This is a genomic window from Kosakonia oryzendophytica (assembly GCF_027886705.1).
In the GTDB taxonomy this organism is placed as follows: domain Bacteria; phylum Pseudomonadota; class Gammaproteobacteria; order Enterobacterales; family Enterobacteriaceae; genus Kosakonia; species Kosakonia oryzendophytica.
The window spans coordinates 3661922-3673960 of the sequence record NZ_CP115659.1; the positions used below are offsets into that span (position 1 = coordinate 3661922).

Annotated in this window: 13 protein-coding genes and 2 pseudogenes; 14 read left to right on the forward strand and 1 reads right to left on the reverse strand. The window is 57.1% G+C overall.

The annotated features are described in order from the left end of the window. Nucleotides 1-1206: a hypothetical protein gene (locus O9K67_RS17825; protein WP_061494385.1), complete on the forward strand. Its 1206-nt coding sequence runs from the start codon at nucleotides 1-3 to the stop codon at nucleotides 1204-1206. On the opposite strand, the gene O9K67_RS17830 is transcribed toward O9K67_RS17825, so the two are convergent. Further along, nucleotides 1196-1966 (reverse strand): DNA adenine methylase, encoded by a 771-nt coding sequence (locus O9K67_RS17830; RefSeq protein ID WP_061494384.1) that lies wholly within the window; start codon nucleotides 1964-1966, stop codon nucleotides 1196-1198. The two genes, O9K67_RS17825 and O9K67_RS17830, sit on opposite strands and share 11 nt — an antisense overlap. 247 nt (nucleotides 1967-2213) lie before the next feature. Here O9K67_RS17830 and O9K67_RS17835 point away from each other — a divergent pair, with 247 nt between their 5' ends. From O9K67_RS17835 to O9K67_RS17895, 13 genes and pseudogenes are all read left to right on the forward strand, one after another. Beyond that, entirely contained in the window at nucleotides 2214-2564 is a 351-nt protein-coding gene (locus O9K67_RS17835; RefSeq protein ID WP_016191696.1) for a putative holin, read from the forward strand. 2 nt (nucleotides 2565-2566) lie between these two features. Continuing rightward, a complete protein-coding gene (locus tag O9K67_RS17840) occupies nucleotides 2567-3295 on the forward strand; it encodes a transglycosylase SLT domain-containing protein (protein WP_061494383.1) in 729 nt (242 codons plus the stop codon). Next, nucleotides 3279-3929: a hypothetical protein gene (locus O9K67_RS17845; protein ID WP_061494382.1), complete on the forward strand. Its 651-nt coding sequence runs from the start codon at nucleotides 3279-3281 to the stop codon at nucleotides 3927-3929. Before O9K67_RS17840 ends, O9K67_RS17845 begins: the two co-directional genes overlap by 17 nt. Continuing rightward, on the forward strand, nucleotides 3926-4258 hold the full coding sequence (locus O9K67_RS17850) for a hypothetical protein (protein WP_000175096.1): 333 nt from the start codon (nucleotides 3926-3928) through the stop codon (nucleotides 4256-4258). The genes O9K67_RS17845 and O9K67_RS17850 overlap by 4 nt, the downstream gene beginning before the upstream one ends. Beyond that, nucleotides 4251-4564 (forward strand): annotated as a pseudogene (locus tag O9K67_RS17855) (hypothetical protein). The gene O9K67_RS17850 and the pseudogene O9K67_RS17855 overlap by 8 nt, the downstream one beginning before the upstream one ends. 3 nt (nucleotides 4565-4567) lie before the next feature. Continuing rightward, a pseudogene (locus O9K67_RS17860) lies at nucleotides 4568-5114 on the forward strand (DUF3486 family protein). Continuing rightward, on the forward strand, nucleotides 5111-6634 hold the full coding sequence (locus O9K67_RS17865; RefSeq protein ID WP_061494380.1) for a hypothetical protein: 1524 nt from the start codon (nucleotides 5111-5113) through the stop codon (nucleotides 6632-6634). The pseudogene O9K67_RS17860 and the gene O9K67_RS17865 overlap by 4 nt, the downstream one beginning before the upstream one ends. Further along, nucleotides 6634-8130 carry a DUF935 domain-containing protein gene (locus O9K67_RS17870; protein WP_061494379.1) on the forward strand — a complete coding sequence of 499 codons (1497 nt, stop codon included), beginning with the start codon at nucleotides 6634-6636 and terminating at the stop codon, nucleotides 8128-8130. Before O9K67_RS17865 ends, O9K67_RS17870 begins: the two co-directional genes overlap by 1 nt. Further along, nucleotides 8111-8932, forward strand: coding sequence for a phage head morphogenesis protein (locus O9K67_RS17875; RefSeq protein WP_061494378.1), 822 nt, complete (start codon nucleotides 8111-8113; stop codon nucleotides 8930-8932). The genes O9K67_RS17870 and O9K67_RS17875 overlap by 20 nt, the downstream gene beginning before the upstream one ends. 2 nt (nucleotides 8933-8934) lie before the next feature. After that, nucleotides 8935-9393 (forward strand): phage virion morphogenesis protein, encoded by a 459-nt coding sequence (locus tag O9K67_RS17880; protein ID WP_061494377.1) that lies wholly within the window; start codon nucleotides 8935-8937, stop codon nucleotides 9391-9393. A 214-nt stretch (nucleotides 9394-9607) separates the two neighbouring features. Continuing rightward, on the forward strand, nucleotides 9608-10705 hold the full coding sequence (locus tag O9K67_RS17885; RefSeq protein WP_032438842.1) for a hypothetical protein: 1098 nt from the start codon (nucleotides 9608-9610) through the stop codon (nucleotides 10703-10705). Nucleotides 10706-10718: 13 nt separating this feature from the next. Then, on the forward strand, nucleotides 10719-11672 hold the full coding sequence (locus tag O9K67_RS17890) for a hypothetical protein (protein ID WP_061494376.1): 954 nt from the start codon (nucleotides 10719-10721) through the stop codon (nucleotides 11670-11672). Nucleotides 11673-11682: 10 nt separating this feature from the next. Next, nucleotides 11683-12039, forward strand: a complete 357-nt coding sequence (locus O9K67_RS17895; RefSeq protein ID WP_055311821.1) for a DUF2190 family protein — start codon at nucleotides 11683-11685, stop codon at nucleotides 12037-12039.

Here is a 12039-nt window from a genome sequence, read left to right on the forward strand (position 1 = left end):
GTGACGATTTCGTTTGAGATGCTGACAGCACTGTACCGTCGCATGGTATTCCAGGAGGAGTTCCGCGTCGGTACGCTGTTGCTCTCAGATCAGTCAGATTGTGACCAGATGAATACCTTGCTTGATGATCCACGTGAGTATGGGCTTTCTATTGATACAGGGACTGTCGCTCCAGGCAACACGATCAACCTACGTGTTACGCCACCACGGAGTGGACTGGGACTTGTGTTTGCCACACACGAAAAATTACTAAATGCTCCAAAGCATCAGTGCCTGGAACCAGCTAATTACTTCATTCTTGAAACAAAATTTCGTAATGATGATGAAGATATCCCCGTTTTCATCAGCAATTACCGGAAGATTCTGGAGTTCGTTAACCTGCTAAAAGAGGCCGCTGCCTACTTTGACAGCTCAACTTGTCAGCTGGTTTTTCTGAAAAAAGAAGTTATCAAGCTATTGCCACACTTCGCTGCTGAAAACGTACAAAATTTGCATCGTGAGCATCTTGATAATCTTTTAGCTTGTTTCAACGATGATACCCATAAGGATCAGAAGCTGGATATTCTGATTGAAAGTATCCAGGCCGTTAGTGATGGAGTTGATTCACCACGAGTATTCGCATTTTTACTGGACAATATTCAGCGTCTGCATGAAAAGTTCTTGAAAGGGTATCGTATATACTCTTCTGGATTCTCTTATGACAAAGTCATGGATCAGTTGCGTGCCGCAAAAGTCGAAGAAATGGGTAAAATCCACAAGGCGTTTTCGGATATCCAGAACCATATACTTGGCATTCCTGTTGCCTCAGTTATTGTGGCTACCCAATTCAAAGTAGCTACGAGATGGTCGGGCCAGGGGATAACAAACACGATAATCCTTCTGGGATGCATTTTTGCTGCGACGTTAATCTGGCTGGCACTTTCAAACCAGATGCAATCTATAAAGGCCTTGGGCGAAGAAATTGAATACAAAGAAAAGCAGATTAATAAAGAATATTCTTTCATCAAAGATGATGTAGCTGGTGTATTTCGCAGTATTTCTGCACGACTAGCGACGCAGAAACGTACGTTCTGGATCATCCGCGGTGTTCTGGTTATGGGAATCATCACTGCGATCACGGTTTATTTTTGGTACACAAAGCCAGCTCTTGACTTCATGCAGTACTTGATTGACTGCATGAAGTCTTATCATTCGGTCAAAAATTGAGAATAATGAGTTCCTTCTTGCGACTGGATTTGCCAGTTACCTTAAGGTTGTAGCTGATATCAACCGACAGCATGTTCAGACCATTGAATGCCTGTCGCATTTCCGGGATATCGTTCACCGATATAATCATCTTCCCTTTGATCCTGTGCGCCAAATCTGCCATGTGCTCATAGTTTTCCAGCCCGAACTCTACACCATAGCCTTCCGTTCCCCAGTACGGTGGGTCACAGTAGAACAGCGTATGCGGGCGATCATATCTCTCTATGCACTGGTGCCAGTCCAGATGTTCTATCAGCGTTCTGGACAGGCGCAGGTGTGCCATCGACAGTTCTTCCTCAATACGCAGGAGATTGAAGCGCGGCGCACTGGTTGTAGAGGTCCCGAACGTGTGATCGGCGACCTTGCCTCCAAACGCCTGTTTCTGTAGGTAGTAGAACCGGGCCGCCCGCTGAATGTCAGTGAGCGTTTCTTCCGGCGTATCCTGCAGCCACTTGTATATCTGACGGCTGACCAGCGCCCATTTAAACTGGCGAATAAATTCTTCCAGATGATGCTTGACCACCCGATAGAGGTTCACCAGTTCCCCGTTGATATCGTTAATGACTTCGGTCTTGCTGGGAGTCTTTAGGAAATAGAGCGCAGCTGCCCCGCAGAACGGCTCCACATAGCAGGTATGGGCCGGAAACAACGGTAAAATATGCTTCGCCAGACGACGTTTACCACCAATCCATGGGACGATGGGTAAAGATTGTTCTTTCATTATCCGTAAGCCTTTTGCAATCAATGAAAATATGGCAGGCTAGTCTGGTCTCGCGAGACTGACTGAACCCTGGTCGGCTCACAGTGCATACCTGTGGGTTGATGACCAGCCTGGTGTTACCGCACCGGGCTGGTCGTTCTTTCAAAGCCATCATGCGGTTCACGTCCGCATCCTCACTATTAACGCTGTTTAAAATCCCTTTCCCCGACCATTTGTGATGCTGTCTCCACTACACAAGGAGACGCTCATGAAAAACCTGAAAAAATTCATCCCCCCTGTTAAAAAGCCCCGTCTTAGCGGCTGGCTGCTGACCTCAGTGCTGCTGCTCGGCACCATCGGTCTTGTATCGCCCCAGCAACTGCCGGTGGTTGTCTACAAGCTGTCACTCATCACGCTGGCGGCAGTATTGGGCTACTGGCTTGACCGTTCGCTTTTCCCCAAAGCCCGTCCCGGTCAGTACCTGAAGCATGATGACAGGCTGATGGCTGATGGTCGCTTCCCCGTCCAGACTGGCCTTCACCTGGTCTTTTCCGCTGCGCTAATCCGCCGTGCGCTGATTGTTGCCGCAGTCTGTCTGGCCGTAGCGACGGGGCTGTAATCATGAACTGGCCTCAAATCACCCTCATCATCCTGCTTGCCTTTGGTCTGGGCGTAACCGCCATTAAGCATGGCGAGCCACGCAACGATAAATACAGCTTCTGGTGGCAGCTCGCTGGCAACCTGGTTATTGCCTGGCTGCTCTGGTGTGGCGGCTTCTTCAGTCAGGCCCGCGCAGCCCAGCCACCGCAGGCCGCGCTGCAGTATCGCGACGATGTGATCCGTAATGCCCGGCTTGAATGGGGAATGTCTGCGCCGGTGGCTGACTTCGGCGCACAGCTGCATCAGGAAAGCGGCTGGCGACCTGATGCGGTCTCGCCGGTTGGCGCTCAGGGGCTGGCGCAGTTTATGCCCGCCACCGCTGACTGGATAAGCCAACTGATGCCGGGGCTGAACAGCCGCGAGCCGTTTAACCCGGCGTGGGCCATCCGGGCGCTGGTCAGCTATGACCGCTGGCTGTGGCAGCGCGTCAGCGCCGCCAACGGCTGCGAACGTATGGCCATGACGCTGTCGGGCTATAACGGAGGTCTGGGCTGGGTACAGCGGGACAAGCGGCTGGCCACGCAGCAGGGGCTGGACAGCACCCGCTGGTTTGGTCATGTCGCCACGGTGAATGCCGGGCGCAGCGCTGCCAACTGGCGGGAGAACCGCCACTACCCGCAGCGTATCCTGCGGGAGCTGGCTCCGCGCTATCTCACATGGGGAGGCAGCAGCTGTGTGGAACCTGGTTAAAAGATTACCGTGGCGCGGCATGGTGCTGGCGCTTGTTCTGGTGGCTGCTCTTTATGGATTGAACCGCTGGGGCTATCACGACGGTTCTGAGGACGCAAAACGTGACGGTGACGCAGCGCTCAGTCGGCTGCAGTCAGCATTCGACACGTACAAAACGGAGCAGGCAACGCTTGAGAACGCTGCGCTGCGGGCCTGGGCAAAACGGTATCAGGAGCAGGTTGCCGCCGGGCAGCAGGCTGAAGCCAGTTACCTTGAGCAGATTGCTCAGCTTGAGAGCCAGAACAAACAACTACAGGGGCAAATTAACGATGTCACACAGCGCTGGATTGATGAAAAAGGCAAGAGCCATCCCATTGAGTGCGTGTTTACTCGCGGTTTCGTGCGCCAGTACAACGCCTCGCTCGGATATGACAACGCATCCGTCGGCACCGGTCATTCAGACACAACTGCCGCCTCTGGCACCGGCACTGGCGCAGCGTCCGGGCAACCTGAAGCCGCTGACGCCTGGCTACGCGACTCAGGCGTCTCCCAGCGTGATGTCCTCGCCAACATCATCGACAACGCGAAGCAGTGCCGCATCTGGCGCAGCCAGATAAACCAACTGCTGGACGAACGGGAAGGATTACAGAAATGACGTTGCAGGTTGAATTCTGGACGGTGGTGGGCTTTCTCATCACCTTCATGAGCTTTGTCGGCGGTATGGCCAAGTGGCTGTTCAGTAAAGCGGAAGAGCGTCAGGCGGCGCGGTTCGCCTCCCTTGAGCAGTCGTTACAACAGTCCGCCTCCAACTGGGGCGAGCTGGAAAAAGAATTTATGCGGTTTAAGGCGGATTTACCGCTGAACTACGTCCGCCGCGAGGATTACATCCGTGGCCAGACGGTCATCGAGGCCAAGCTGGACGCACTCTACAACAAGCTGGAAGTGGTACAGCAGTACCGTCATACAGGAGGTCACCATGGTTGATATCGCCCGCGTGCGCCGGGAATCCCTGCGCTGGAGTCTGCTGGTTGCTCTGAACAAAACCCGCCCGTACACCGCCAGCGAGACGCTGCTGCTGGACGTGTCCCGCGCCATCTACCAGGGGACACCACGCCGCTGAGCTGCGCGCCGTGAGCTGGATTATTCTGGCTGACCGCAAGATGGTTGATCTGGAGAAAAAAACCCTCCGGCGACTGGTTTGCCGACCTGACCCGCCTCGGCGTTGACCTGGTGGAATACACCGTGGAATGCGGCCCCGGTATCGCCCGCCCGGAAAAAGTACAGGAGTGAATGATGGCCAGACGCAGCACGATAGAAAAGCTGCCGGAAGACGTGCGTCGCTGGCTTGAGCGGGCGCTGACTGAATCCGGCTTCAGTGGGTATAACGAGCTGGAGTCACTGCTGCGTGAGCAGGGTTACGTCATCAGCAAATCGGCTATCCATCGCTATGGCCAGAAGATTGAGCGCCGCTATGGCGCTATCCGTGCGGCCACCGAAGCGGCCCGGATGCTGACCGAAGGTGCGGCTGACGAATCAGGATGCACGTTCGGAGGCGGTGATCGCCCTGATTCAGACCGAGCTGTTCGAGAGCATCGTCCAGCTGCAGGAAGCGGAAGAAGGCGAAGTCGACCCTAAAGAGCGGGTGGCGCTGCTGTCGAAGGTGGCGAAGAACGTGGCCACGCTGTCCCGCGCGTCCGTCAACCTCAAGAAGTTCCAGTCTGAAGTCCGGGCCAGAGCGCAGCAGGCGGCCAGCAACGCCGAGAAAATTGCCCGTAAGGGGGGACTGTCAACCGATGCGGTACAGGCGCTGCGTCGTGAAATTCTGGGGATTGCCACATGAGCCAGCTTGCTCCCATTTTGCCTGATACCTCGGCGCTGGATATCCCCGCCGTTCTGATGCCCTACCAGCAGCGCTGGGTGGCTGACACGTCTCCGCTTAAGGTGATTGAGAAGAGCCGCCGTACCGGTATCACCTGGGCTGAGGCGTCCGATGATGTGCTGACCGCTGCCTCTTCAGCGCCTGCGGGCGGGATGAACGTGTATTACATCGCCTATAACCAGGACATGACCGTCGAATATATCCAGGCGTGTGCGATGTGGGCGCGGGCATTCAACTATGCCGCCAGTGAAATCGAAGAGGGTTTCTGGGAGGAGGACGAAGACGACAAGCACATCAAGACCTACACCATCAAATTCCCTGACTCCGGCTTCCGCGTTGTCGCGCTCTCAAGTCGCCCGTCTAACCTGCGTGGCCGTCAGGGCATCATCGTTATCGACGAAGCGGCGTTCCATGAGCAACTGGACGAACTGCTGAAGGCGGCGCTGGCGATGCTTATCTGGGGCGGTAAAGTGCGCGTTATTTCCACCCATGACGGTGACGATAACCCGTTCAATACGCTTATCGGTGATATCCGGGCCGGGCGTCAGGGGGGCAGCGTACATCGCATTACTTTTCAGGAGGCTGTGTCCGAGGGACTGTTCCACCGCGTCTGCCTGCGTACCGGGAAAGAATGGTCGGAAGCGTCCGAGCAGGCGTGGATGGCATCGGTATACAAATTCTACGGTGCCGGTGCATCGGAGGAGCTTGACTGTGTTCCGGCCAACGGTGGCGGAGCCTGGCTGTCCCGCGCCCTGATTGAGTCCCGTATGTCAGCTGGCACGCCGGTGTTGCGCCTGACCTGCCCGGAGGGTTACGAGCTGAAGCCCGATGATGTCCGCTGGAGCGAGACGCAGGAGTGGCTTGATACACATCTGAAACCGTTGCTGGAGGCGCTGCCTGCTGACGCACGTTCTTTCCTGGGGCGCGACTTTGGCCGCAGCGGTGACCTGTCGGTGGACTATCCCCTGCTGCAGGAGAAGAACCTGGTTCGCCGCGTGCCGTTCGTGCTGGAGCTGCGTAACGTGCCGTTCAAACAGCAGGAGCAAATCGCCTGGTACCTGATGGATGGCCTGCCAAACCTGATGGGCGCGGCGCTTGATGCCCGTGGTAACGGCTCTTACCTCGCCGAATACGCCATGCAGCGCTACGGCTCCAGCCGGGTTAAGCAGGTGATGCCAACTGAAAACTGGTATCGCGAGCATATGCCGCCGGTCAAAGCTGCGCTGGAAGATGGCAACCTGGTGGATTTACCGAAGGATGAAGACACGCTGGATGACCTGCGGGCCGTTCAGGTGGTAAACGGCGTTCCCCGCGTGCCGGAACAGCGCTCAAAAGCGAAGTCTGACAGTGGCAAACGTCACGGGGATTCAGCCATCGCGCTGGCGCTGGCGTACTTCGCCAGCCGTGAAATTAACAAAGGGCCGGTGAAGGCAAGCTCACGCCGTCGTCGTCAGGCGGCCCGTATGCTGGAGGATTACTGATGGCCCGTGGACTCTGGGTTTCACCCAGTGAGTTCGTCAAATTTGCCGAACCCAATAAAACGCTGACGGAGCAGATCGCCTCGCGCAGCCGCTCCATCGACTTCTTCGGGCTGGGGATGTACCTGCCTAACCCTGACCCCATTCTGAAATCTCAGGGCCGGGATATCCGCATCTATCGCGAGCTGCGTACCGACCCGCTGGTCGGCGGCTGCATCCGCAGGCGTAAGGCGGCGGTCAAGTCGCTGGAGCGTGGTCTTGAGCGCGGTCATGCCCCGGCGCGGGTATTCAGCTTCATCCGGGATATGCTCGATGATCTGGATTTGTCCCGCATCATCGGCGAGATGACCGACGCCGTTCTCTACGGGTATCAGCCCTGTGAGGTCATGTGGGGGCGTTCTGTTAAATCCTGGGCCATTGCCGATATTGTGGGCAAGCCGCCAGAGTGGTTCCAGTTCGATAATGACAACCTGCTGCGCTTTCGCGCCAAGGACTCCGGGCTGGAAGGCGAGCCGGTACCGCTGAACAAGTTCGTGGTACCGCGTCAGGATGCGACCTACGACAACCCGTATGGCTTCCCTGATTTGTCGATGTGCTTCTGGCCCGTGACCTTCAAAAAAGGCGGCATGAAATTCTGGGTGCGTTTTGCCGAGAAGTACGGCTCACCGTGGGTCATCGGCAAGCATCCGCGCGGGACGGCCCAGGGCGAGATTGACCTGCTGCTGGATTCCATGGAGGCAATGGTGGAAGACGCGGTGGCCGCTATCCCTGACGATTCCTCCATTGAAATTAAGGAGGCCGCAGGCAAGGCCGACAGCAGCGATATTTATCAGAACCTGATAACGCTTGCCCGCAGTGAAATCTCCATCGCCCTGCTGGGGCAGAACCAGACCACCGAGGCCAACAGTAACCGCGCCTCCGCGCAGGCCGGACTGGAGGTTACCGATGATATCCGTGACGCTGATGCTGATATCGTGGAAAGCGCGGTGAATCAGGCCATCAGGATGGCGGTATCAATGAACTTTGGCGATGTGGCCAGCCCCGTCTGGAAGATGTGGGAACAGGGAACGGTCGACGATACCCAGGCAACCCGCGACGAGAAACTCAGCCGCGCCGGTGTGGTCTTCACCCCGCAATACTTCAAGCGTGAGTACCAGCTGCAGGACGGCGATATTGACGAGGCACCACCGTCAGAACGCCAGAAGAACATGCTGCCGCTGTCATTTGCCGAGGCCATTGATGCCGATATTCAGGCACAGCAGGCCCTGGACGACGCGCTGGATATTCTGATGAACGGAGGCGCGTTAAATGGCACGCTGGAACCCGTACTGGCTCCTCTGTTTAAGCGGGTTGAAGATGGCGTCAACCCGTCTGAGCTGCTGGGCGAACTGGCCGAGCTGTACCCTCAGATGAACGCTGAAGACCTGCAGGAACGGCTGGCACGGATTATGTTTGTTGCAACTGTCTGGGGGCGTCTGCATGAGCGTGACAACGGCTGAACTGGGGTACTGCATGACGTTGCCCCCCAAACGGGCTATCAGTTACCTGAAGTCCAAAGGGTATAGCTTCACGTGGGACTGGGAGGAGATGTGGCAGGATGCCCATGCCCGCGCCTTTACCGTCGCCAAAGTGACCCGCCTTGATATCCTGGAAGATATTCGCGGGGCACTGCAGCAGGCTGTCGATGAAGGAAAAACAGGCCGCTGGTTCCGGCAGGAGCTGGAGCCGGAGCTGCAGCGTAAGGGATGGTGGGGGCCACGTGACACCACCGACCCGGTAACGGGCGAGCCGGTCACCATCCAGCAGGGCAGCCCGTGGCGGCTCGACACCATCTTTCGCACCAATATGTCCGTACTCTACAGCGCCGGTCGCTGGGCTGAGCAGATGGAGAACGTCGACGACAGGCCGTACTGGATGTATACCGGCATCAACGACAGCCATACCCGCAAGAGCCATCTGGCGCTGCATGGTCTGGTACTGCGCTATGATGACCCGTTCTGGCAGGCGTTCTACCCACCGAACGGCTGGCGCTGCCGCTGTGGTGTGATTGCCCTGAGCGCGGCGGATGTGCGTGCCCGTGGCCTGAAGGTGTCAGGTTCTGGCTCAGCCATGGGATGGGAGCTGAAGCTGGTTTCAGAGAAAACAGGCGAGATGCAGAACGTCGCCACCTTCAATACCGGCACCACGAAGGTGGCCACCGACGTCGGCTGGTCTTATGCGCCGGGGGCTGCATACCGTCCCGACCTTGCCCGCTATCAGGGTACGCTTCAACCGCTGGCACAGCAGGAACTGAGAGGATAACGATGGCTTCCGATAACCTGGTCAATGTCACCATTAACGATGAATCCCTGCGCCGGAGCCTTCGTGCGCTGGACCTTGCAGCCACAGACCTGGAACCCGCGATGCGCAAAATCGCCGGAACCCTGCTGGCGGAAACGCAGTTTAACTTTCTCGATGAGGGGCGTCCGGGGTGGACTCCCTCACTGGCAGCGCAGGAGCGCGACGGGCAAACGCTGCAGGATACCGGGCGTCTGATGGGGTCGGTATCAACCGACCATGACGACCGGCAGGCAGAGGTTGGCACTAATGTCGTTTATGGGCCGATTCACCAGTTCGGTGGTAAAACGGGACATAATGAGTCCGTTGAACTTCCTGCCCGTCCGTTCCTGCCGCTGACGGGGGACGGTGAACTGCAGCCTGAAGTGGTTGTCCCCATCCTCGATACGATTGTCCGCCATCTTGAAGCAGCGGCCCGTCGCTGAGTTTTGTCTCTACAGGCGGGTGATTTATCATTGCCAGCCGCTGAGGGGCTGTATTACCTTTATAAAGGCTTTACAGCCCCCGCTTTGCACCACTATTCGCCTGCAGCATGACATTCCCCGTACTGATACCCCCGATTTTTTCTAAAGCAGATTAAAAGCGCTGCTGATGCTTTTTCCACAGACTGTCCCCGACAACGTAACGCGGGACAGCAAAATGCCAGCCATTCACATTTTTAAAGCCGGTACTCATACCGATATGCACGGCACGAAACTGCCGTTCACGCAAAGCGATCTTGCCGCCTGCGTGAAAGCCTATGACCCGTCCGTCCATGAAGCGCCTCTCGTTATTGGCCACCCCAAAACGGAAGACCCGGCGTGGGGCTGGGTGAAATCCCTGTCGCTTAACGGCGGCGATCTGCTCGCTGAGCCTGACCAGCTCGACCCGCAGTTTGCCGAACTGGTGGGCAACGGACGCTTCAAGAAGGTCTCCGCCTCATTCTATCTCCCTGACTCACCGAACAACCCGAAGCCCGGCACGCTTTACCTGCGTCATGTCGGCTTTCTGGGCGCGCAGCCACCTTCCATTAAGGGGCTGAAGCAGGTCTCGTTTGGTGAGAAAGAAGAAGGCGTCGTGGAGTTTGCCGACTGGAGTGATATCACCAATGCCTCTTTATGGGGCCGTCTGCGCGATTTTCTGATTGCTCAGTTCGGGCTGGACGAGACCGACAAGGTGCTTCCTTCATGGCAGGTTGACTCCCTGCGTGAAGAGGCTTACCGCGACACCGGGAAGTCTGAACCGGACTTCAGTGAACACAATCCCAACCCTCAACAAGAGAACAGCACCATGACTGAAGAAGAAATCAAAGCGCTTCAGGCGGAAAACACACGTCTGAAAGCGGAAGCCACCCAGCGGGCAGAACAGGAAGCGAAGAGCAAGCAGGACAAACTGCACGCGGAGAACGTCTCCTTTGCCGAGAAGCTGGTTGGCGATGGCCGACTGGCCCCCAAAGCGAAGTCGGTAGTCGTGGCCATCCTGGACGCGGTCTCTGCAGGTGACAAGCCGGTTGAGTTTGCTGAAGGCGATACCCGCACCCCGCTGGCCACGGCGTTTAAGACGCTGCTGGACAGCACTGATCCGGTACTGAATTTCAGTGAGCATGCGACCAAAGACCGCGTGAACACGGATATCAAAACGACGTCAGCGGAGTTCGCTGAAGCCGACCCGGAACGTCTGGCGCTGCATCAGAAAGCGCTGGAACTGTCGAAAAAAGAAGGCATCAGCTACGACGCTGCTGTCTCCCGCTGCCTGTAATTAAGGAGAGAACATGTCTGACTATTTAAAGGGTAAGCGCGTCGTTGACCCGGTGCTGACCAGCATCGCTCGCGGTTATAAAAATGCCGCGTTCATCGGTGAGCGCATTTTCCCCATTGTCCTTACCGATAAGGAAGGTGTGACCGTGCCGACCTTCGGTAAATCCGCTTTTGTGGAGTACGACACCGAGCGTGCCGTGGGGGCTGACAGTAACGTTCTGGTGCGCGAGAAAACCGGCAAGCTGGACCTGGTTCTCAACGAGCACGATCTGGCCGCGCCGGTGGACTATCGCGAGCAGGCAGAGTCGATGTTCAACGAAGAGGCCAAAGCCATTCGCCGTGTGACGAGCGGCGTCAACCTCAAGCGAGAACTGTATGCGGCCCGTCTGGCCCAGGACAAGAACGTCTATCGCGCGGCTAACGTCAAAGCGCTGGCCGCTGCCGACCGCTGGGGTGGTGGCAAGGGTGACCCGATTGGCATCATTGAAGGCGGGATCGAAGCGGTGCGTAGAGCCACCGGCCTGCGTCCGAACCTGATGACCATGGGGGCCAGCGTGATGTCGCTGCTGAAGTTCCACCCGGCGATTCAGGCCGCGATTGGTGCCAACGAACGCAAGCGTATCACCATCGAAATTCTGAAAGACCTTTTCCAGCTGGAAGATGTGGTGGTCGGCGAGCCGGTCTCCATGGCCTCCATGAAAGACGCGCAGAGCAAGGACAAAGTCCCGGCTGATATCTGGGGCGACAACCTGATGCTGCATTACGTCGGTAAACCCCAGCCGGGCACTGACAGCGCCGACGAAAACGAGCCGTCATTCGGTTACACCCTGCGCCGTAAAGGGATGCCGGTGGCGGATAAATACGATGGCGTCGGCGGCAAGGTGAAGTACTGCCGTTATACCGATATCTACAAAGTCGCCGTGGTCGGTGGCGATGCCGGGTATCTCGTCACCAACATCGTGAAATAAGGAGACGTTCATGGGTACAACTCAGCAGGTCATTCTGACCACTACCGTGACGGCCAGCGCGGCGCTGACGCAACAGCGCTTTGTCGGTGCCGATAACGCACCCTGTCAGGCCGGAGCCGTCGCGCTCGGTGTGGCGGAGGTGGATGCCGCTGCCGGTGATGTAACGCCGGTCAACGTACTGGGTATTGTTGCGGTCGAGGCCGGTGCCGCGATTGCTAAGGGGCAGAACGTCCAGTCGGATGCAAACGCCTGCGCCGTTCCCCAGACAGCCGCCACGGAAGATACCCCTGCGGGAATCTCTGCCGGGATTGCGCTGGATGAGGCACTGGCCGAAGGTGACGTTATCCGCATCCTGCGCGGGGTGTGA

Bases quoted from the DNA above. Each gene is read 5' to 3' on its own strand.
- O9K67_RS17830 (WP_061494384.1), bottom strand. From the start codon at position 1,966: ATGAAAGAACAATCTTTACCCATCGTCCCATGGATTGGTGGTAAACGT.
- O9K67_RS17835 (WP_016191696.1), top strand. From the start codon at position 2,214: ATGAAAAACCTGAAAAAATTCATCCCCCCTGTTAAAAAGCCCCGTCTT.
- O9K67_RS17840 (WP_061494383.1), top strand. From the start codon at position 2,567: ATGAACTGGCCTCAAATCACCCTCATCATCCTGCTTGCCTTTGGTCTG.
- O9K67_RS17850 (WP_000175096.1), top strand. From the start codon at position 3,926: ATGACGTTGCAGGTTGAATTCTGGACGGTGGTGGGCTTTCTCATCACC.
- O9K67_RS17865 (WP_061494380.1), top strand. From the start codon at position 5,111: ATGAGCCAGCTTGCTCCCATTTTGCCTGATACCTCGGCGCTGGATATC.
- O9K67_RS17870 (WP_061494379.1), top strand. From the start codon at position 6,634: ATGGCCCGTGGACTCTGGGTTTCACCCAGTGAGTTCGTCAAATTTGCC.
- O9K67_RS17875 (WP_061494378.1), top strand. From the start codon at position 8,111: ATGAGCGTGACAACGGCTGAACTGGGGTACTGCATGACGTTGCCCCCC.
- O9K67_RS17880 (WP_061494377.1), top strand. From the start codon at position 8,935: ATGGCTTCCGATAACCTGGTCAATGTCACCATTAACGATGAATCCCTG.
- O9K67_RS17885 (WP_032438842.1), top strand. From the start codon at position 9,608: ATGCCAGCCATTCACATTTTTAAAGCCGGTACTCATACCGATATGCAC.
- O9K67_RS17890 (WP_061494376.1), top strand. From the start codon at position 10,719: ATGTCTGACTATTTAAAGGGTAAGCGCGTCGTTGACCCGGTGCTGACC.
- O9K67_RS17895 (WP_055311821.1), top strand. From the start codon at position 11,683: ATGGGTACAACTCAGCAGGTCATTCTGACCACTACCGTGACGGCCAGC.